At 40.4% G+C, this 18,988-nt stretch carries 22 protein-coding genes; 3 read left to right on the forward strand and 19 right to left on the reverse strand.

Going from position 1 to position 18,988, the window contains the following annotated elements; genetic code table 11:
• Positions 1-10 precede the first annotated feature (10 nt).
• From rplI to hisB, 10 genes are read right to left on the reverse strand one after another with little or no spacing between them, the layout of a single operon-like run.
• On the reverse strand, positions 11-457 hold the full coding sequence (rplI, locus tag UMU13_RS00755; protein ID WP_328216355.1) for a 50S ribosomal protein L9: 447 nt from the start codon (positions 455-457) through the stop codon (positions 11-13).
• Positions 438-950 (reverse strand): regulatory protein RecX, encoded by a 513-nt coding sequence (locus UMU13_RS00760; protein WP_328216356.1) that lies wholly within the window; start codon positions 948-950, stop codon positions 438-440. The genes rplI and UMU13_RS00760 overlap by 20 nt, the downstream gene beginning before the upstream one ends.
• Entirely contained in the window at positions 931-2,052 is a 1,122-nt protein-coding gene (locus UMU13_RS00765; protein ID WP_328216358.1) for a type IV pilus twitching motility protein PilT, read from the reverse strand. The genes UMU13_RS00760 and UMU13_RS00765 overlap by 20 nt, the downstream gene beginning before the upstream one ends.
• Positions 2,045-3,091, reverse strand: coding sequence for a recombinase RecA (recA, locus tag UMU13_RS00770; RefSeq protein ID WP_328216360.1), 1,047 nt, complete (start codon positions 3,089-3,091; stop codon positions 2,045-2,047). The genes UMU13_RS00765 and recA overlap by 8 nt, the downstream gene beginning before the upstream one ends.
• 10 nt (positions 3,092-3,101) lie before the next feature.
• The gene (thpR, locus tag UMU13_RS00775) at positions 3,102-3,650 is read right to left on the reverse strand and encodes an RNA 2',3'-cyclic phosphodiesterase (RefSeq protein WP_328216362.1); all 549 of its coding nucleotides are present in this window, start codon (positions 3,648-3,650) and stop codon (positions 3,102-3,104) included.
• Positions 3,650-4,873 (reverse strand): competence/damage-inducible protein A, encoded by a 1,224-nt coding sequence (locus UMU13_RS00780; protein WP_328216363.1) that lies wholly within the window; start codon positions 4,871-4,873, stop codon positions 3,650-3,652. Before UMU13_RS00780 ends, thpR begins: the two co-directional genes overlap by 1 nt.
• A complete protein-coding gene (locus UMU13_RS00785) occupies positions 4,870-5,313 on the reverse strand; it encodes a phosphatidylglycerophosphatase A family protein (protein WP_328216364.1) in 444 nt (147 codons plus the stop codon). The genes UMU13_RS00780 and UMU13_RS00785 overlap by 4 nt, the downstream gene beginning before the upstream one ends.
• Complete coding sequence (gene hisA / locus UMU13_RS00790) at positions 5,306-6,031, reverse strand: 1-(5-phosphoribosyl)-5-[(5-phosphoribosylamino)methylideneamino]imidazole-4-carboxamide isomerase (protein ID WP_328216365.1); 726 nt, start codon at positions 6,029-6,031, stop codon at positions 5,306-5,308. Before hisA ends, UMU13_RS00785 begins: the two co-directional genes overlap by 8 nt.
• On the reverse strand, positions 6,025-6,639 hold the full coding sequence (gene hisH, locus UMU13_RS00795; protein WP_328216368.1) for an imidazole glycerol phosphate synthase subunit HisH: 615 nt from the start codon (positions 6,637-6,639) through the stop codon (positions 6,025-6,027). Before hisH ends, hisA begins: the two co-directional genes overlap by 7 nt.
• Before the next feature lie 4 nt (positions 6,640-6,643).
• Positions 6,644-7,228 carry an imidazoleglycerol-phosphate dehydratase HisB gene (gene hisB / locus UMU13_RS00800; RefSeq protein ID WP_328216371.1) on the reverse strand — a complete coding sequence of 195 codons (585 nt, stop codon included), beginning with the start codon at positions 7,226-7,228 and terminating at the stop codon, positions 6,644-6,646.
• Between the two features lie 115 nt (positions 7,229-7,343).
• Between hisB and UMU13_RS00805 the strand changes: the two genes are divergently transcribed.
• Both UMU13_RS00805 and secA read left to right on the forward strand, forming a co-directional pair.
• A complete protein-coding gene (locus UMU13_RS00805; protein ID WP_328216372.1) occupies positions 7,344-8,255 on the forward strand; it encodes a phosphate-starvation-inducible PsiE family protein in 912 nt (303 codons plus the stop codon).
• On the forward strand, positions 8,252-10,834 hold the full coding sequence (gene secA / locus UMU13_RS00810; protein ID WP_328216373.1) for a preprotein translocase subunit SecA: 2,583 nt from the start codon (positions 8,252-8,254) through the stop codon (positions 10,832-10,834). Before UMU13_RS00805 ends, secA begins: the two co-directional genes overlap by 4 nt.
• Before the next feature lie 39 nt (positions 10,835-10,873).
• On the opposite strand, the gene UMU13_RS00815 is transcribed toward secA, so the two are convergent.
• From UMU13_RS00815 to UMU13_RS00845, 7 genes are all read right to left on the reverse strand, one after another.
• Positions 10,874-11,422 carry a DUF2179 domain-containing protein gene (locus UMU13_RS00815; protein WP_328216374.1) on the reverse strand — a complete coding sequence of 183 codons (549 nt, stop codon included), beginning with the start codon at positions 11,420-11,422 and terminating at the stop codon, positions 10,874-10,876.
• Between the two features lie 4 nt (positions 11,423-11,426).
• A complete protein-coding gene (corA, locus tag UMU13_RS00820) occupies positions 11,427-12,506 on the reverse strand; it encodes a magnesium/cobalt transporter CorA (RefSeq protein ID WP_328216375.1) in 1,080 nt (359 codons plus the stop codon).
• On the reverse strand, positions 12,503-13,147 hold the full coding sequence (nth, locus tag UMU13_RS00825; protein ID WP_328216376.1) for an endonuclease III: 645 nt from the start codon (positions 13,145-13,147) through the stop codon (positions 12,503-12,505). Before nth ends, corA begins: the two co-directional genes overlap by 4 nt.
• The gene (locus UMU13_RS00830) at positions 13,140-14,603 is read right to left on the reverse strand and encodes a menaquinone biosynthesis decarboxylase (RefSeq protein ID WP_328216377.1); all 1,464 of its coding nucleotides are present in this window, start codon (positions 14,601-14,603) and stop codon (positions 13,140-13,142) included. The genes nth and UMU13_RS00830 overlap by 8 nt, the downstream gene beginning before the upstream one ends.
• Positions 14,604-14,638: 35 nt before the next feature.
• Positions 14,639-15,319 (reverse strand): bifunctional demethylmenaquinone methyltransferase/2-methoxy-6-polyprenyl-1,4-benzoquinol methylase UbiE, encoded by a 681-nt coding sequence (gene ubiE / locus UMU13_RS00835; RefSeq protein WP_328216378.1) that lies wholly within the window; start codon positions 15,317-15,319, stop codon positions 14,639-14,641.
• 112 nt (positions 15,320-15,431) lie between these two features.
• Positions 15,432-15,800 (reverse strand): hypothetical protein, encoded by a 369-nt coding sequence (locus UMU13_RS00840; protein WP_328216379.1) that lies wholly within the window; start codon positions 15,798-15,800, stop codon positions 15,432-15,434.
• A 20-nt stretch (positions 15,801-15,820) separates the two neighbouring features.
• Positions 15,821-16,459: a pyrimidine 5'-nucleotidase gene (locus UMU13_RS00845; protein WP_328216381.1), complete on the reverse strand. Its 639-nt coding sequence runs from the start codon at positions 16,457-16,459 to the stop codon at positions 15,821-15,823.
• A 76-nt stretch (positions 16,460-16,535) separates the two neighbouring features.
• Between UMU13_RS00845 and UMU13_RS00850 the strand changes: the two genes are divergently transcribed.
• Positions 16,536-16,952: an HIT family protein gene (locus UMU13_RS00850; protein WP_328216383.1), complete on the forward strand. Its 417-nt coding sequence runs from the start codon at positions 16,536-16,538 to the stop codon at positions 16,950-16,952.
• A 79-nt stretch (positions 16,953-17,031) separates the two neighbouring features.
• Here UMU13_RS00850 and groL read toward each other — a convergent pair whose 3' ends face one another.
• Both groL and groES read right to left on the reverse strand, forming a co-directional pair.
• Positions 17,032-18,681: a chaperonin GroEL gene (gene groL / locus UMU13_RS00855; RefSeq protein WP_328216384.1), complete on the reverse strand. Its 1,650-nt coding sequence runs from the start codon at positions 18,679-18,681 to the stop codon at positions 17,032-17,034.
• Positions 18,682-18,695: 14 nt separating this feature from the next.
• Positions 18,696-18,986: a co-chaperone GroES gene (gene groES, locus UMU13_RS00860; protein ID WP_328216385.1), complete on the reverse strand. Its 291-nt coding sequence runs from the start codon at positions 18,984-18,986 to the stop codon at positions 18,696-18,698.
• Between the last annotated feature and the right edge of the window lie 2 nt (positions 18,987-18,988).

Raw genomic sequence — 18,988 nt, forward strand, 5'->3', positions numbered from 1 at the left:
ACCTGCCTGTCTATTCTTCAGCTTTGATATTAACTTTTACATCAGCCTTGGCTTCCTTGTAAAGACCGATTGTAACAGTATGTTCTCCGATTTCCTTGATAGGATTTTTAAGTTCAATATCCTTTTTATCCACATCTATGCCTTTCTCACTGATAGCATCAGCTATATCCTGTGAAGTGACTGCACCGAAAAGCCTTCCTTTCTCCCCTGCTTTCATTGTCAGGTTTATCTCCAGACTGCTTAGTTTTTCGGCTTTTTCTTTTGCCACAGAAAGTTTTGTCTCTTCCTTTGCTTTAATTTTATCTTTCCTGCTCTCAAGTTTTTTCAAATTGGCTTCTGTAGCCGGTGCAACAAGACCTTTAGGCATAAGGTAATTACGGGCATAGCCGTCTTTAACCTCTTTGACATCACCTTCATGAGCTGTTCCTTTAACATCTTTAAGAAAAATCACCTTCATATTTTGACTCCTCCTTTGCTATTCTTCTTGAAAGTTCAATATCAAAACCTCTTCTGACCAAAAAGTCAAAGCATTTTTTATAAACACTGATAGCAGAAGGGGTATTTTCTGATATTTTCCCGCTTTTGTTCGTAATATTTCTAACCTTATTTCTGCAAACGTCAACAGCTATCTGCTCAATTTCCAAATTTTCTTTAAAAGCAATTTCTTCCACATCTTCCACGGAGATATCAACCATTTTTTCCGAAAGCTTTCTGCAAATGTAATAGGGGCCGTACCCCTGCCTTAGCTTTGTCAGTGTAAAAAGTTTCACAAACCGTTCATCATCAATAAAATTGAACCGTTTCAGCTTATCCAGAATTGCACTCACTTCACTCTCGGACAAGTCGAATCTGCGTTTAAGTCTGTAAGCTATCTCTCCCTCGGTAAAATCTTTCTTAGCTAATATACCATAAACATAACTTTCGGGAGTTTTATTCTGTCTGCTCCCCATTATTATCCTGCCATTTTGCATCGGATGTTGTTGTTATCCCTTTAACTCTGAGAGTAAAGTCATCGGGGCGGGTGGCCCATTTAACAGCCTCATCATAAGTAACCAACCCTTTTTGGTAAAGTGAGTACAGAGACTGATCAAAACTTTGAGAACCGTACATACTTTTGCCTGATTCCATAAAATCGCCGATCTGACTCATTTTTTCTTTATCGATTATACAGTCTTTAATCGTCGGTGTGTTTACCATCACTTCCACCGCCGGAACTCTTCCTTTTCCATCGGCCTTTGGAACCAAGCGCATTGAAATAACCGCCTTAAGAATAGAGGCCAGCTGCATCCTAACCTGTCTCTGATGATAGGGAGGAAATACGGTAATAATCCTGTTAATCGTCTCAGGAGCATCCAGAGTATGCAGGGTGGACATTACAAGGTGTCCCGTTTCAGCAGCAAGAAGTGCAGTCTCGATAGTTTCCACATCTCTCATCTCACCAACCAGTATCACATCCGGATCCTGTCTGAGGGAATATTTCAAGGCATCAGGAAAATTCAAAGTATCCGTACCTATTTCCCGTTGGGATATTATCGATTTATTGTCTCTGTGCAGGAATTCAATTGGGTCTTCAATAGTTATCACATTAACTTCTCTTTCTGTATTAATGTATTTTATCATGGAAGCCAAAGTTGTTGATTTACCTGTACCGGTCGTTCCTGTAACAAGAACCAGTCCCCTTTGCTGCATTGCCACGTTCTTGAGAACCTCAGGCAGATTGAGCTCTTCAATAGAGGGGATATTTCTGGGGATCGACCTCATTACCAAAACAACGCTCCCCCTCTGAAGATAGGCATTAACCCTGAAACGACCCAAATCTTTCACACTATACGAAAAATCAGCTTCAAGGCGTTCTTTAAACTTTGCCCTTATGTTATTACTCATCATTGAAGCGGCTGTTTTCAAAAGCTCTTCAGCTGAAAGTTTTGGGAAATCGGGGGATTGAATAAGCTTGCCGTCTATCCTGAAAATAGGATGTCTGCCGGCTTTAAGGTGAATATCCGAAGCCCTTTTTTTTACTGCAGTAGTCAAAATACTGGTAATGTCAATCATCGGGCTGTTCCTCCTGTTTTCGTCCGGCTTTTTCAGACGGGTTTTCCGTTACAGGGATATTGTGATTCTTTTTAATCTGATTCTCTATTTCCTCTGCTATCTCACTGTTTTCCATTAAATAGGCTCTGGTATTTTCCTTGCCCTGTCCAAGCCTGGTATTGCCGTAACTGAACCAGGCACCGGCTTTGGAAATAATATTTTCCTTTACTCCCATATCAATCAAAATGCCTTCTCTTGAAATCCCTTTACCGAACATAATGTCAAACTCCGCCTGTCTGAAAGGAGGAGCGACTTTATTTTTCACAACCTTAGCCAGCACATGATTGCCTACTGTTTCATCCTTTTCTTTAAGAGACGCTGTCCTTTTCACCTCAACACGAACCGTTGAATAAAATTTCAAAGCATTTCCACCTGTTGTGGTTTCCGGATTACCGAACATAACCCCAATTTTTTGCCTTGTCTGGTTAATAAAAACCAAAGTCGTTCGGGACTTGTTGACAATACTCGTTAATTTTCTCAAAGCCTGGCTCATCAGTCTTGCCTGAAGGCCCATGTGCGCATCGCCCATTTCCCCTTCAATCTCCGCACGTGGAGTCAACGCCGCCACCGAATCAATAACAACGACATCAACAGCTCCGCTTCTCACAAGTGTTTCAGCAATTTCCAAAGCCGCCTCGCCGCTGTCTGGCTGGCTGACAAGCAGATTATCCGTGTCCACACCTATAGAATCAGCATAAACCGGGTCCATCGCATGTTCCGCATCTACAAAAGCCGCCACACCGCCTTTTTTCTGCGCTTCTGCAATTACATGCAGAGCAACAGTAGTTTTACCGCTGGACTCTGCACCGTATATTTCCACTATCCTGCCCCGGGGGACACCACCCACGCCCAGTGCTATATCCAATGAAAGGGAGCCTGTGGGAATAACGGGGAGCTTTTCAGCAGCTTTATCTCCAAGCCGCATAACAGCCCCTTTGCCAAAATCCCTCTCTATTTTACCCAAAGCCAAATCAATTGCCTTTTGCTTGTCCTTATCCATTAACTACCTCCTAATACTTAGCTTTTTTATTATATAAAGTTTCATATACCGGACCTTTCGAAGTTAAACTGCTTTTAATTAAATGAATGGCATCTAACTTCACTCGCTCCTTTTGAAAAAATTTATTAACTTTATTTATTTTATCAAGAAATGCATCTTTATCATATAACTTTTTCACCCTTAACAGAGTTAGATGAATCCTGAATGGTTTTTCGTCAAAACTAATTCCTAACTTATCAAATTCATTTTTCATATCCCGGTAAATTGTACACAAATAATCCGAGTGACCCTTTAAAAAAACAACTTTAGGAAAATTGCGGCTCCCGAAGAAACCTGCTCCGTCAAAAAGTATCTCAAAAGGCGAAAGTGTCACATTATCCATCACCTTTTTTATATCTTCAACAACCGTTTCTCTCTGCTCTCCGAAAAAAAACAGCGTAATATGCATATTTCCCGCTTTCACCCGCCTGAAATGCATGATTTCTTCAAATTCATCACTGAGTCCACTGACTCTGCGGGAAAATGCCGTCGGTATCTTCACTGCAACAAAACATCTCATCAAATTGCCAGCACCTCCTGCTCAGCAATTATTATCGCCCGTTTGGCACTTCTTTCTCTTACTGTTTCCCTGTCACCGGTAAAAACGAAATGCTCTACTTTTACCTTATCTTTAATACTGACTGCTATATATACAGTTCCAACAGGTTTTTCCGGACTGCCTCCGGACGGCCCGGCAATACCAGTTACCCCTATTCCAACATCTGCACCGGATATATTTCTTATATTTTCAGCCATAGCTTCAGCGGTTTCACTGCTGACAGCTCCATGGTTTTCCAAAACAGATTTTTTAATGCCAAGGAGCTTTTCCTTAATATTATTGCTGTAAGAAACAATTGAACCCAAAAACACATCTGAGCTTCCGGGAATATCCGTCATTTTTTTTGCAATAAGCCCGCCTGTGCAGCTTTCCGCTGTAGCCAAAGTCAACCCCCTTTCTTTTAGAGCGCTGAACAGCCTTGTTTCCACGCCGCTTCTGCCGTAACCTACAAAATTTCTATCAAGCTTTTTCCTCAGCAGATTTGAGAATTGCTGCAATGAATCGTTCTTCCAGCTTCTGAGACGAACGATTATATCACCTTTTGAAACGTTAATAATGCATTTAACATCAGAAGGAATACCTATTTCATTCATAACGTCATCAACATCAGATTCCGGTATGCCGCTAAAAACCATTTCACTGGAAAAGTACTCGTTCAGTTTGAACATTTCCTTGAGAAAAGGAAAAATATGCATCCTGAAAATAACTTCCATCTCATAAGGAATCCCCGGCATGGCAAAAAGATAAGCTCTGTGTTTTTTTATTGAAAAACCATATGCGGTGCCCACAGGGTTATTGTAAATTTCACACCCCTCCGGCAGCATTGCCTGCCGCTTGTGAGATTCCTTTATGGCGACGTTTCTTGAGGTAAGTTTTTTTCTTATATGGGCAAATACCTCTTCATTAAAAACGGTCTTTACCCCTGTCACATGAGCAGCTGCCTCAGCAGTCAAGTCATCAAAAGTTGGCCCCAAGCCGCCTGTTGTAAGTACAAAATCCGAAGTTTTCATATAATAGTCAAAAGCCTTTACGATTTCATTAAAATCATCCGGAACAGCCTGAACTGATGTGACAGTGACTCCGAGCCTGGAAATATTCGATGCAAGAAAAGATGAGTTGGAGTCAACGATACTGCCCTCTAATATTTCATTACCTATTGCAAGAATGGCAGCCTTAACTTTCATATAAACACCTTGATTATATGAAAAATTCCGAGAGAGTAGATACCGGCAATAAGGTCATCAAGCATCACCCCGGTGCCCCCTTCTATCGACTCCAGCTGTTTTATAGGATAAGGTTTGGATATATCGAAAATTCTGAAAAGAAAAAATGTTATCAACAAATTTATCATATTAAAAGAAACAAACATGAGTACAAAATAATAACCGACAATTTCATCAATGACAATCTGTGAAGCATCTCTCTCATTGTGATATTTTTCATAATATTCGGAAACAATTATTCCTATAACAAACAGAGCAACAAAAACAAAAAATTTGCCTAAGATACTTACGTAAAAAGTCAGTGCAATTAAAACAATAGCCAATAGTGAGCCCAGCGTTCCCGGGGGTCTCAGATGTCCCACATAAAAACCGGTGGCAAGAAGGTGGCAGAATCTATGCATTAAATATCTCCTCCTTCAGCAGCTCCTTAATATCGATCAGCCCTTCATAAAATGCTTTACCCACAATGCATCCTTTTATATTATCTATTTTCTGAAGCGCATAAACATCATCTTTGCTTTTCAAACCTCCCGAGGCAATAACACCGAAAGGAATTTTGGCAGCCAGCTCCCCCGTTTTTTCTATATTAATACCCTGGAGCATACCGTCCCTTAAAATATCTGTGTATATAACACTTTCAAAAGGGGTGTTTTTATACTCTGATATCAAATCCTCAACTGTCAGACTGCTGTCTTCATACCAGCCTTCAGCAGAAAGGATACCGTTTCTTGCATCCATACCAAGTATTATTCTGCCCGGATATGCGGAAGCAATTTTTTTGGTCAACGGAATATCTTTGACAGCTGTAGTTCCAAGTATAACATATTTAACTCCCAGGGCAAAATAAGCTTCCACTCTTTCAAATGTCCGGATACCGCCGCCCACCTCTACTTCCATATCCGTATGACGTACGATCCGCTCTATCACATCAAAGTTGACGCTTTCCCCTTTTTTTGCACCGTCCAGATCAACGATATGAAGTCTTTTCACACCCATTTTTTGGAATTCGGCTGCTGCAGACACAGGATCATCGGAGTATATCTTAAAATCTTTCATATCGCCTTTCTTCAGCCTTACGACTTTAGCACCAAGCAGATCAATTGCCGGAATAATCAACATTTCCACCCCCCGAAATTTTTCAGTATTTTTAATCCTGCCTGCTGGCTTTTTTCCGGATGAAACTGTGTGGCCGCCACATTTTCGCGGACAACAAGGGCACTAAACTCCACTCCTGCATATTCAGCAGTAGCCACAGAAAAATCGCAAACGGGCGCATAATAAGAATGTACAAAATACATATACTCCCCGTCTCTGATACCTTCAATCAGCGGATGCCGTTTTTTCAGAATCAGACTGTTCCATCCCATATGAGGTATTTTATATTCACCTTCTTTCTTTATTTCAAATTTTTTGACAGCTCCGGGGAATATACCCATCCCGTTATATTCGCCGTACTCATAGCTTTTTTCAAAAAGCAGCTGCATTCCCACGCATATTCCCAAAAAAGGTTTACCACTTTTTATGAAATCCACAGTTACCTCATAAAGACCGTTACCTTTAAGATTTTCCAGACATTTTCCGAAAGCCCCCACCCCCGGCAGAACAAGACGATCATAAGAATCGATATCTCCGGGTTTATCTGTAATTTCAGCTTTTATATCCATTTTCAGGAAAGCATTGGCAACACTTCTTAAGTTTCCCATTCCGTAATCGACAATACCAATCATTTTATCAGACAACTCCTTTTGTTGACGGAATACCGCCTCCGCTTTGACGCACTGCTGTTCGCAAAGACCTTGCAAGGGATTTGAAAACCGCCTCAGCAATATGGTGTGTATTTGAACCGTATCTTAAAATTACATGAAGATTAAACAGGCCGTTTGAAGTAAATGCCCTTAAAAATTCTTCAATGAGCTCTGTAGCAAAACCTCCAACCTCATCCTGGCAAAACTGAACATCAAAATTCAGAAAGCTTCTTCCACTCAAATCAATAGCCGTCTCCACAAGTGTTTCATCCATAGGCAGCATAAAAAAACCATACCTCTCGATTCCCTTTTTCTCACCCAAAACCTCTTTCAATGTGCCACCCAAGACAATACCTGTATCTTCCACTAAATGATGCAAATCAACATGTATATCTCCCTCTGCAGCCAATTTTAAATCAAAGCCGCTGTGCTTTGTAAAAAGCTCAAGCATGTGGTCAAAAAAACCTGAGCCGGTTTTGATCTCAGAAATGCCGTTTCCGTCCAGATTCAGTTTAATATAAATGTTTGTTTCAGCAGTCTTTCTTTCTTTTGCCGCTATTCTGTCGGACATTTTGACTCCTTTATCAAGAAAATAATTACACTTTATTTTTATGAGATTTTACCTTAATATCCTATAAAAATAAATAAAAATTTACTTAACACTGTTTGCCCAAAAGGAATCTATCATGAAATATTACAGAAATATTGTCCGCAATTATGATGTTAAAGAATCTGACTTAAAAGAACTGGGCTCAATCTGGGAACAGATGTCAAAATACAGTGACGAGTTTGCAGCGGATATGAGTGCTTTTGTGGTAAAAAATTTCAAACTGCCGGAAACATACAGTACTGAAATCACAGATGAATACAAAGCAATGCTCGGGAAACTGTACGAAAGGGTTTTGAGCGGCAGGTTTAATAATGACTATGTGAGTTTTCTTATAAAATTTTCCGAATTCAATTTGGCTTATTCCATTAACCAGGAAATGGTGAACAGTTTAATCAGTTATGCCCGAAGCTGGATACACGAAAAAATATTTCAGAATATCCCTGATGATTTTCAGAGAAAGGGTATTCTGATGATGTTCCATAAAATAATGGATATAACAGGCGATATTATAATTTCAACATACTATGAGGACATAATAAAGAAATACAGTAAAGTTTTCAGTTTAAAAAACTTTATTGTGGATATAAGTGAACGTTTTTCACTTTTTATGCACTTTATACTTGTAGCTATTTTAATATTTCTTACAATCGCCGCAACAATATTTTTTGGATATGACAGTTTGGGACTGCTTTCGAAAAATACTGAGCACGTTTTGATAACATCACTGGGCTCGCTGCTTATAATATGGGTACTTGTGGAATTGCTGCATACGGAGATACAGATAATAAAAGGGGGAAAATTCAAAATCAGTATTTTTGTTGGAGTTGCCCTCATTGCATTTGTCAGAGATCTGCTTATACTTACCCTAAAACAGGAAACTGACAGCATTACTACTTATTTTGTGCTTGCATCTATTATGGTTTTGGGTTTAATTTACTGGCTTATTGCAAGACAGGAGCAACAGGGAACAAGAAGGAGCATTAAATGATAAAACAGGTGGCAAAAAAAATATTCGGAACACACAACGACCGGTTCTTGAAAAAATGCCGGCCGATAGTTGAACGGATAAACAGCTTTGAAGATAAGATGGCCGGACTTTCCAATGAAGAGCTTGCACAAAAGACGGAAAAATTCCGGAATGAACTTTCATCAGGCAGAACGCTTGATGATATAATGGAAGAAGCTTTTGCTGTTGTAAGGGAAGTCAGTAAAAGAACGACCGGGCTGAGACATTTTGACGTCCAGCTTATCGGTGGTTATGTAATGCACAAAGGCAAGATTGCCGAGATGAAAACAGGTGAGGGGAAAACACTTGTTGCAACCCTTTCTCTCTACCTGAACGGCATAGAAAGTAAGGGAGCACACCTTGTCACTGTAAACGACTATCTCGCCAGAAGGGACGCAGCGTGGATGGGTCCGATATATCTCTTTCTGGGACTGACAGTGGGGGTTATACAGCCTGATAAATCATTTTACGTGGATTGGGATGATATAGAAAACTTCACCACTAAATTAGTCCCATGTGAAAGGAAACAGGCTTACGATTGTGATATAACATACGGGACAAACAACGAATTCGGTTTTGATTATCTCCGTGATAATATGAAATATGATTTTTCAGATTACGTTCAGCGGGAACTTAACTATGCCATCGTTGACGAAGTGGACAGTATTCTTATAGACGAAGCCAGAACTCCTCTTATCATAAGCGGCCCCACAGAGGAAAGTACCGACAAGTATTATACAATAAACGCTGTGGTGAAAAACCTGAAAAACGAGGAGCATTACACAATCCAGGAAAAGGAAAAAACCGCCTCTCTTACCGACAAAGGGATTTCATATGTTGAAAAAGCTCTTGGTGTTGAAAACCTTTATGATATAAGGAATATTGACACCCTTCATTTTGTAAACAACGCCCTGAAGGCCCATGCCGTTTTCAAGAAGGATGTGGATTACGTTGTCCAGAATGGTGAAGTCATCATTGTTGATGAGTTTACCGGAAGATTAATGCCGGGCAGAAGGTATTCAGACGGTCTTCATCAGGCGCTGGAAGCCAAAGAGGGCGTAAAGATAGAAAGTGAAAACCAAACACTGGCCTCAATAACATTTCAGAATTATTTCAGAATGTACAATAAGCTTGCTGGTATGACAGGTACTGCCGAAACAGAAGCCGGGGAATTTATGCAGATATATTCCCTGGGTGTAATCGTTGTACCTACTCACATGCCCATGATCAGAACAGACTATCCTGACCAAATATACAGAACACTGGATGAGAAATACAAAGCCATCAGCCGTGAAATTGATGAAATGCATAAAAAGGGAAGACCTGTCCTCGTGGGTACCGTTTCCATCGAAAAATCAGAAATCCTGAGCAAGCTCTTATCCAAACTGGGTGTACCACATGAAGTGCTGAATGCCAAAAACCATGAGCGGGAAGCAACTATTGTGGCCAAAGCGGGGGATAGAGGGGCAGTTACAATTGCTACCAACATGGCCGGTAGAGGTACTGATATAAAAATTAATGAAGAAGTTAAATCTCTCGGTGGACTGCACATTGTAGGATCTGAGCGTCATGAATCAAGAAGGGTTGACAATCAGCTGCGAGGCAGATCAGGAAGACAGGGGGATCCCGGATCATCCAGGTTTTTCCTCTCCTTAGAAGATGATTTGCTGAGAATATTCGGCTCAGAAAAGATCTCCTACATAATGAACAAGCTCGGAATAGAAGAGGGCGAGTCAATAGAACATCCCATGATTACCAGAGCTATAGAAAACGCTCAGAAAAAAGTGGAAGCTATGCATTTTGAAATCAGAAAGCATCTGCTTGAATACGATGACGTAATGAACCAGCAAAGGCAAATCATCTACTCACTGAGAAGAGAGATTCTGGAAGGAAAAGACATTGAGTCCATTTTACTTGAAAATATAGAAAATGTCGTTGACAGCCTTTTTGAAAGATATGTTAATTCCGAAATTATCGATCCGGAAGGCCTCTCCGGTGAAATAAAAAAAATATTTGATCTGGATTTCTCTGTGGACGGCATAGATGATAAGAATGCCTCTGAATACAGGGAAAGCTTACTCGAGCAGGCCAAGGAAAAACTCGAACATAAAAAGAAAGAATTCGGAGAGCATTTCACCGGTTTTGCAAGATTTCTTATGATGAATGTCCTGGATACAAAATGGAAGGATCATCTGCTCAGCATGGATTATTTGAGAGACAGCGTAGGCTTGAGGGGGTACGGCCAGAAAGACCCCTTAATCGAATACAAAAAGGAGTCCTACAACCTGTTTGTGGGGATGATGGAAAGTATAGGATTTGAAACGGTTGAATATATGATGCGCGTCCAGGTCAAAATTGACGAAGATGTCCAGTTAAAAGAAAAAGAGAGAAAAACCACAGAAGAAAGGAGGGATATTTTCTCCGAAAATCGGGGAGAGGGCGGAGAGAAAAGACAGCCGGTCAAAAGATCACAGCCTAAGGTGGGAAGAAATGATCCATGTCCTTGCGGAAGCGGGAAAAAATACAAAAAATGCTGCGGAGCAAATGAAAAAGCGGGTTAAGCAATGCGCTTTTCAAATTTTTAACTCCAATTTTAAGAATTATTTCTTTTTTACAATCCCTCTGCCGAACCTCCTTAATGGCTTATGGTAGTAAGGTGTACTTACCTGCCTGACATCTTCAACGGTGTAAAATGCTTTAGGGTTATATTTATGGACTACATCCAGAAACTTTTGCAGTTCTTTCCTTTTGACCACACTGAAAAGAAGTTTTACGGGGCCGTCCCTTCCCTGACCGTCAACATCGGTAACAAGGTACCCGATTTTTCTTAAATCGTTTATAATGACATATGCATCTTTCCCGGTAATAACCCTGACAATAAGATTACCCATAGCAATCTTATTTTCTATTGATATGCCTATAAAATTTCCCACCGAAAAACCTGCAGCATAAGCCAGATATGCATACATATTTGCTTCGTTACCCATTACCTTTGCCACAACCACAATCCAGATAAGAATCTCAAAAAAGCCCAGAAAGCTGGCAAAATATCTCATCCCTCTGGCAACAAAAATAATTCTCAAGGTACCTATAGTAACATCACAAATTCTGGCAACAAAAATAAGGAGACATGTAAAAAGTATGCTCATATATCTATATCCAGTCTTTCTTTTTGAAAAACAGCAGCATCAGTCCGGCAATAATAATCATAACAAGCCAAACCACCGGATAAGCCCAACGCACATCCAGCTCAGGCATATATTTAAAATTCATCCCGTAAACGCCCACTATAAATGTGAGCGGTATAAAGAGTGTTGATATGATTGTCAGCATTTTCATGATCTCATTCATTCTGTTGCTCAAATCGGTCATATGCAGATCAAGCAGACTGGCCGTCACATCTCTCAGTGACTCCACTGTTTCAACCAAGTGCATTATATGGTCATAAATATCTTTAATATAAAATTTTATTCCGTCTGAAATTAACCTTGAAGCACCGCTGTCAAGATAGGCAATGATATCCCTTATCGGCCAGATAGCCCTTCTGACTGATGTAAGGAGGCGTCTTAAGTCATATACCGAACCGACAAAATCCTTTACATCTTTTTCACGAAGTTTCTTTTCAAGATCATCCAGATTATCGGAAATCCCTTCAAGAACAATAAAATAACTGTCCACAATCAAATCAACTACAGCATTTACAAAATAATCATGCCCCTTTCCTCTTATCCTGCCCTCGCTTCTTTTTACCCTGTCAAGAATCAGATCCAGGTAAGGTTCCCTGGCTTCGTTGAGAGTGATAACACAATTATCCATTAAAATAATATTCATCTGATGTGCATTTATATCGTGGAGAGTTTTGCCTCCCTCAAAAACTTTAAGTGTAATGTACAAATAATTGCCCATATCCTCCACTTTAGCCCGCTGATACGGATTTAGAGCATCCTCAAGAACCAGTGAATTAATATCAAAAACTTCTCCTATTTGCCTGATTTTAGAAATATCCCTGAAACCGTGCAGTCTTATCCAGTTTACTTTCCCTTTTGGCAACTCTCTATTCAGCTCCTGTACATCGTCAACCTCATTTTCTGAAAAACTCTCAGTATCAAAGGAGTACATAATTATCGACGTCGGCTCTGCCTTATAATCACCCGTATATTCAAGAGTCCCCGGAGCTTTCCCGAATTTTTTGGAGGTTCTTTTCAGTGCGCTGTGTATATCAAAACCTTTCACCTGACTCCTCCTTTATCCAAAAAATAAGCACAGGATTTATTCATTTCGCATTCATTACACTTTGGTGCCCGGGATCTGCATATATCTCTTCCAAAAGCAATAACCTGATGGCTGAATTTATTCCATCTGTTTTTAGGAATTAATACCATCAACTCTTTTTCAATCTTTTCAGGATCATCGGCACTGGCAATTCCGATTCGTGTCGTAACTCTCTTTACATGGGTATCCACAACAATTCCTTCAGCCACGCCAAGATTACCCAATACGACATTGGCCGTTTTTCTGCCCACGCCAGGCAGCTCAGTCAGTTTTCCCATATCAAGAGGAAGTTTGCCCTGATAATCTCCTGCAATTTTCTTTGAAATTTTCAGAATATTTGATGCTTTATTTTTATAAAAACCCGTTGGTCTGACTATCTCCATTAACTCTTCAGGATCGGAGTCAGACATACTTTTTGCATCGGGATATTTATCAAATAAAACACGTGTTACCTTGTTTACCCTTTCATCCGTACACTGTGCACTTAGTACGGTAGCAATGAGCAGTTCGAAAGGATTTCTATGAACAAGGGAGCACTCGGCATCAGAGTATTTTTCATTAAGAAACGTCAAAAAAATCTTAGTTTTCTGCTGTTTACTCATTATCCAGCTTTATGCCGTATTTTTTCCATTTTTTATCCACAAGTTTCTTAATTTCTTTTTCCATGACAATATCAGGCGGCCACTCTCTTGTGTGCCCCTCCGTTTCCCATTTTTTGGTTGCATCTATCCCGATTTTCGAACCCCAGTGAGGGTATGGCGATGAGTGGTCCAGTGCATCAAGGGGGCCTTCCATCACTACTGCATCCCTTTTCCAGTCCACATTATTGCCCATCCGCCATAGTACTTCAGATGTATTCTGGACATCCACATCTTCATCAACAATAACTATCATTTTGGTGAACATCATCTGCCCTGTTCCCCAGATAAAATTCATTATTTTTTTTGCATGCTGAGGGTATTTTTTATCTATTGAAATAAACATCATATTATGAAATACACCTTCCAGGGGCAGGGCCATATAAACTATTTCCGGAACCTGCTTCTTTAAAAGGGGCAAAAAGATTTTCCCGGTGGCAATCCCCATATAACAGTCCTCCATAGGAGGTTTGCCAACTATTGTGGTGGGGTAGACAGCATCTTTCCTGTGGGTTATACATGTAATATGAAACACAGGATATTCATCCGCCAGGGAATAATATCCGGTATGATCACCAAAAGGGCCTTCTGTCCTGAATTCATCAACGTTGACATACCCTTCCACGACAATTTCGCTGTTGGAAGGTACTTCTAAATCAACAGTTTCACATTTAACAAGCTCCACCGATTGCTTACGTATAAAACCGGCCAGAAGCATTTCATCAACCCCGTCAGGAGCAGGTGCTGTGGCAGCATATGTGACAGCCGGATCGCTTCCCAAAACCACGGCCACTTCAATCTTTTCAAGACCGGCCTTTCTGGCTTTTCTGAAATGATCAGCTCCGTGATGATGAAGATGCCAGTGCATTCCTGTGGTCTGTTTATCGTAAACATGCATACGATACATCCCACAGTTTCTGGCACCTGTTTCGGGGTCTTTTGTAAAAACATTCGGCAGTGTAATAAAACGTCCGCCGTCCAAAGGCCAGCATTTCAGTATAGGAAACTTTTCTATGTTTACTTCATCGCCTTTAATTATAACCTCTTTACATGGGCCGGTCTTCACCATTTTGGGCAGGATCTGGTTGAGCTCTTTGAGCATGGGCAGAGACTTGAGCTTATCCATAAAGTTCTGAGGGACATTCCTGTCCACCAGGTTAATAATGCGACTGCCAAGCTCATTAAGGTCATCCACTTCCAATGCCAGATTCATACGCTTCTCTGAACCAAAAGCGTTAATCAAAAGGGGGTGTTTTGAACCTTTTACCTTTTCAAACAATAGGGCAGGGCCGTGCTTTTTTGAAACTCTGTCCGTGATTTCTGTTATCTCCAATACCGGGTCAACTTCTTCCTTAACCCTGACAAGCTCCCCCTCTTTTTCCAGCTTTTTTATAAAGGAGCGCAAATCTTTATATGCCATATATCCTCCAGTTCAGTATCAATACTTTTCAATATTTATTTGAAACAAATAGTAGCGTCACAGATTCCGAATGTCATAGGGTTAAACTGTACCCTTTCAAAGCCTGATTCGATAATCATTTTTTTATACTCATTTTTGGGGGGAAATTTGTACACAGAATCAGGGAGATATTCATATGCTTTTCTGTCCCCGGAAATCAACCCCCCAAGGAAAGGAAGTATTTTCGTAAAATACAGCCTGTAAAGTCTGCTGAATATAAAGCCCTCCGGCTGAGAAAATTCCAGTATGCATAATCGTCCGCCTGGCTTGACAACCCGAAACAACTCTTCCAGACCTTTATTTTTATCCGTAACATTGCGAAAACCGAAAGCAATCATAACCCTGTCAAAACTTTCCGATTTAAAGGGCTGATAATGAGCATCGCCGGCAATGAGCATTATATCGGGCTGTTTTCTTTTAGCCTTAAACAGCATATTTTTGCTGAAGTCTGCACCGATAATATTCGCATTTTTTGTCTGTCTTTTAAGCTCGCTTATCATATCACCTGTGCCGCAAGCCAGATCGAGGATTTTATGATTCTCTTTCACTTCAAGCAGTTCAATAGCCTTTTTACGCCAGGCAACATCTCTTCTGAAACTCAGCAGCCTGTTGAGCAAATCATACCTGTCGGCAATGCCGTCAAACATCCGCTGTATTTTTTTAGATTTTTCTTCCAAGATTCCTCCAGACAATAATACCAACAAAATTCAGCCATAAAAAACTCTGGGTAAACAAAATATTAAATTCCGGTCTCCCGCTGCCAGACATTACTAATACAAAATGTGCTTATTAGAAATTGACTCTGACAAAATCCGCTTTCGTTTCAACGGCTGTTTTTCCATCTCTGTTTTTTATGCTTGTTTTTATCGTGGGCATGGCAATTTTTGTTTCACCGTTCTCAATCTCTACAAGTGCCGTGGATTCATAAACACCGAAGAAAGTTCCCACTATGGCACCTGTGGCTGCTCCGTAGGCTATATAATCCAGATTGTCCTCCGGCTCCTCAGTAAAAACTATTGCCGCAGTACCGATAATGGCTCCTGTTATTGTTCCGTATAATGTATCCTGCAGAACAATGGAACCTCTCGTCTCAGCAGAAGCCGGCATTACAGACATTAAGAAAACAATCAGTACTCCTGCACCTATAAATTTTTTCATAACGCACCCCTTTATTATTTCTATTCACAGCACATCTGTCCCTTTTCAGTCAGTGAAACTATATCATAAATTGAAGTAAAATGATAATCAAACCCGCTCCCGTTTCCAACCCCTATAAGGGCTGTTTTGAATCCAAGTTTTGCCGCGGCTGTCAGATTGACACAACTGTCCTCGAACAATATAGAATCACCGGGAATAATCCCTGACATATCCATCATTTTTTTAAAACTTTCAATATAAATTTTAGGTATATAATCAACATCTTCAATGGCAAAAATATCATCAAAACACTCATACACCCCGAGTTTTGAAAGAATGTTCACAGCGTGGGATTTTGCACCGTTTGTAAATACTGCCCTGTATCCTTCCAAAGTTTCAAGGCAACTATTTAAAAGGGGATCTTTGCCTATAAACTCATCGTAAGCCAGATCGTGAACATAATCCAAATAATCCGAAGGCCTTACGGAATAATGATACATTAACCCACGCAATGTCACACCGTACTTCTCTCTGTAAGTACGCCTTAAGAAATCAACCTTATCAAAATGAATACCTACCTTATGAATCATGAAACTGTTTATTCTGTGGTTTACTTCCTCCAGAATTCCTGTGTCCGGATGATAAAGGGTGTTATCAAGATCAAATACATAATTTTGCATAGTTTCCTTTACTTTTGTTTTTTATAATACTAAATTATTAAGATAATACTGTCAATTAAGTAATAGGAGGGCATACATGGATTGTCTCTTTTGTAAAATGAAGGAAGGGGAAATCCCCTGTCAAAGAGTTTATGAAGACGATGACTTTTTTGCAATACTGGATATTAACCCAATTAACTACGGGCATACATTGCTTATTCCCAAAAAACACTTCAACAATATTCTGGATGCTCCTGAGGATGTTGGGGAAAAAACATACCCCGTTGCCCAGAAAATAGCCAAAGGAATTAAACAGGCGCTTAAGTGCGACGGAATAAATATAATTCAGAATGTTGAAGAAGCAGGAGGTCAGGAGGTTTTTCACTCCCATCTTCATATTGTTCCAAGGTTTAAGGATGACAATATAAGATTCTCCATGAAAAAGAAAAAGTATGCTTCTGATGATGACATGTGTAAATTCGCGAAGAAAATTGCCGATGTATTAAACAGATAGTCTGTTCATAAATCTTGTCAAAACCAAAAAAAGGGAGCCATTCAGGCTCCCTTTTTTAATATCTGAAAGAAGGCCGGGCTTACATCATTCCGCCCATGCCTCCCATTCCGCCCATGCCGCCCATATCGGGTGCACCGCCGGACTTATCGTCCTTATCAGGAACTTCTGTAATTGTGGCTTCTGTTGTCAACATGAGAGTTGCAACGGATACCGCATTTTGCAGAGCACTACGTGTAACTTTGGTAGGATCAATAACACCGGCTTCAATTAAGTCCATATAAGTTTCTGTTGCTGCATTAAATCCATAGTTATCATCTTTTGCTTCCTTGATTTTGTTAACAACTATAGACCCTTCGTATCCGGCATTCTCAACAATTTGCCTGAGAGGAAACTCCAGCGATTTCTTTATAAGATCGGCACCGATCTGCTCGTCGCCTTCCAGCTTTAACTCGTCAAGGACCTTCATTGCTCTTACAAGTGCAACACCGCCGCCTGCAACAATGCCTTCTTCAACGGCTGCTTTTGTAGCATTGAGAGCGTCTTCAACTCTTGCCTTTTTCTCTTTCATTTCTGTTTCAGTAGCAGCCCCAACCTTGATTACAGCAACACCGCCGACAAGCTTGGCAAGTCTCTCCTGAAGTTTTTCTTTATCGTAATCACTTGTTGAATCTTCGATCTGTTTTTTAATCTGATTAACCCTTGCCTGGATATCCTCAGTTTTACCTTCGCCTTCTACGACAGTTGTGTTTTCTTTATCAATGGTAATTTTCTTAGCCTTACCAAGATCGCTTAACTGAGCGCTCTCAAGTTTAAGACCAACATCTTCACTGATCACCTGTCCACCGGTTAACACAGCCAGGTCTTTAAGCATCTCTTTTCTTCTGTCGCCAAAACCGGGAGCTTTAACCGCAGCACAGTTCAATGTACCTCTGAGTTTATTAACAACAAGAGTGGCCAGCGCCTCACCTTCGATATCTTCGGCTACTATTACAAACGGAGCGTTTTGTTTTGCAACCTGCTCAAGCACAGGGAGAACATCTTTCATGTTTGATATTTTTTTATCATAGATAAGTATATATGCGTTTTCAAAGGAAGCTTCCATACTTTCAGCATCGGTTACAAAATAGGGGGAAAGATAACCGCGGTCAAACTGCATCCCTTCAACAACTTCCAGTACTGTTTCAGTGGATTTATTTTCTTCTATTGTGATAACACCGTCTTTGCCCACTCTGTCCATAGCGTCTGCAATAATTCCGCCGATTTCTGAGTCATTGTTTGCGGAGATTGTACCAACCTGGGCGATTTCCTTTTTATCAGAAATAGTCTTGGATATTCCTGACAGCTTTTCCACAACTTTTTCAACCGCTTTCTCAGCTCCTCTCTTAAGTTCCATAGGATTGGCACCGGCAACTACATTTTTGATACCTTCTTTATACAGTGCCTGTGCCAGAACTGTAGCAGTTGTTGTACCGTCACCTGCTATATCACTTGTCTTGGAAGCCACTTCTTTAACCATCTGGGCTCCAAGGTTCTCCAAAGGTTCTTCCAGCTCAATCTCTTTGGCAACAGTGACTCCGTCCTTTGTTACTGTCGGAGAACCGAATTTTTTTTCAATTAATACATTTCTTCCTTTGGGACCCAATGTTACTTTTACTGCATTTGCAAGTTTATCTACACCTTTTAAAATAGCTTGTCTTGCTTCTTCGCTAAATGTTATTGCTTTTGCCATCTTTTCACCTCCAATTACTGAATAATTCCTAAGATATCGTCTTCTCTCATTATCAGATAATCTTCATCATCCAATGAAATTTCCGTTCCCGCGTACTTGCTGAAAAGTACCTTGTCCCCGGTTGTTACAGATAACTCTGCTTTACTACCGTTATCCAAAACTTTACCTTCGCCTACAGCTATCACTTCGCCTTCCTGGGGCTTTTCCTTAGCACTATCAGGAATTATGATACCTGAAGCTGTTTTTTCTTCTGCTTCCACCCGTTTTACTAAAACTCTGTCGTGGAGCGGCTTGATTTTGGCCATTT

This window comes from Flexistipes sp. (assembly GCF_036172515.1).
Taxonomy (GTDB): domain Bacteria; phylum Chrysiogenota; class Deferribacteres; order Deferribacterales; family Flexistipitaceae; genus Flexistipes.

What these genes read in the sequence shown, in the direction of transcription:
- hisH (WP_328216368.1), bottom strand. Translation starts at nt 6,639, where the DNA reads ATGATTGGTATTGTCGATTACGGAATGGGAAACTTAAGAAGTGTTGCC.
- rplI (WP_328216355.1), bottom strand. Translation starts at nt 457, where the DNA reads ATGAAGGTGATTTTTCTTAAAGATGTTAAAGGAACAGCTCATGAAGGT.
- UMU13_RS00805 (WP_328216372.1), top strand. Translation starts at nt 7,344, where the DNA reads ATGAAATATTACAGAAATATTGTCCGCAATTATGATGTTAAAGAATCT.
- UMU13_RS00830 (WP_328216377.1), bottom strand. Translation starts at nt 14,603, where the DNA reads ATGGCATATAAAGATTTGCGCTCCTTTATAAAAAAGCTGGAAAAAGAG.
- hisB (WP_328216371.1), bottom strand. Translation starts at nt 7,228, where the DNA reads ATGTCCGACAGAATAGCGGCAAAAGAAAGAAAGACTGCTGAAACAAAC.
- UMU13_RS00780 (WP_328216363.1), bottom strand. Translation starts at nt 4,873, where the DNA reads ATGAAAGTTAAGGCTGCCATTCTTGCAATAGGTAATGAAATATTAGAG.
- UMU13_RS00785 (WP_328216364.1), bottom strand. Translation starts at nt 5,313, where the DNA reads ATGCATAGATTCTGCCACCTTCTTGCCACCGGTTTTTATGTGGGACAT.
- UMU13_RS00765 (WP_328216358.1), bottom strand. Translation starts at nt 2,052, where the DNA reads ATGATTGACATTACCAGTATTTTGACTACTGCAGTAAAAAAAAGGGCT.
- nth (WP_328216376.1), bottom strand. Translation starts at nt 13,147, where the DNA reads ATGAGTAAACAGCAGAAAACTAAGATTTTTTTGACGTTTCTTAATGAA.
- thpR (WP_328216362.1), bottom strand. Translation starts at nt 3,650, where the DNA reads ATGAGATGTTTTGTTGCAGTGAAGATACCGACGGCATTTTCCCGCAGA.
- groL (WP_328216384.1), bottom strand. Translation starts at nt 18,681, where the DNA reads ATGGCAAAAGCAATAACATTTAGCGAAGAAGCAAGACAAGCTATTTTA.
- UMU13_RS00850 (WP_328216383.1), top strand. Translation starts at nt 16,536, where the DNA reads ATGGATTGTCTCTTTTGTAAAATGAAGGAAGGGGAAATCCCCTGTCAA.
- UMU13_RS00760 (WP_328216356.1), bottom strand. Translation starts at nt 950, where the DNA reads ATGGGGAGCAGACAGAATAAAACTCCCGAAAGTTATGTTTATGGTATA.
- UMU13_RS00815 (WP_328216374.1), bottom strand. Translation starts at nt 11,422, where the DNA reads ATGAGCATACTTTTTACATGTCTCCTTATTTTTGTTGCCAGAATTTGT.
- recA (WP_328216360.1), bottom strand. Translation starts at nt 3,091, where the DNA reads ATGGATAAGGACAAGCAAAAGGCAATTGATTTGGCTTTGGGTAAAATA.
- groES (WP_328216385.1), bottom strand. Translation starts at nt 18,986, where the DNA reads ATGGCCAAAATCAAGCCGCTCCACGACAGAGTTTTAGTAAAACGGGTG.
- secA (WP_328216373.1), top strand. Translation starts at nt 8,252, where the DNA reads ATGATAAAACAGGTGGCAAAAAAAATATTCGGAACACACAACGACCGG.
- UMU13_RS00840 (WP_328216379.1), bottom strand. Translation starts at nt 15,800, where the DNA reads ATGAAAAAATTTATAGGTGCAGGAGTACTGATTGTTTTCTTAATGTCT.
- hisA (WP_328216365.1), bottom strand. Translation starts at nt 6,031, where the DNA reads ATGTTGATTATTCCGGCAATTGATCTGCTTGGTGCTAAAGTCGTAAGG.
- UMU13_RS00845 (WP_328216381.1), bottom strand. Translation starts at nt 16,459, where the DNA reads ATGCAAAATTATGTATTTGATCTTGATAACACCCTTTATCATCCGGAC.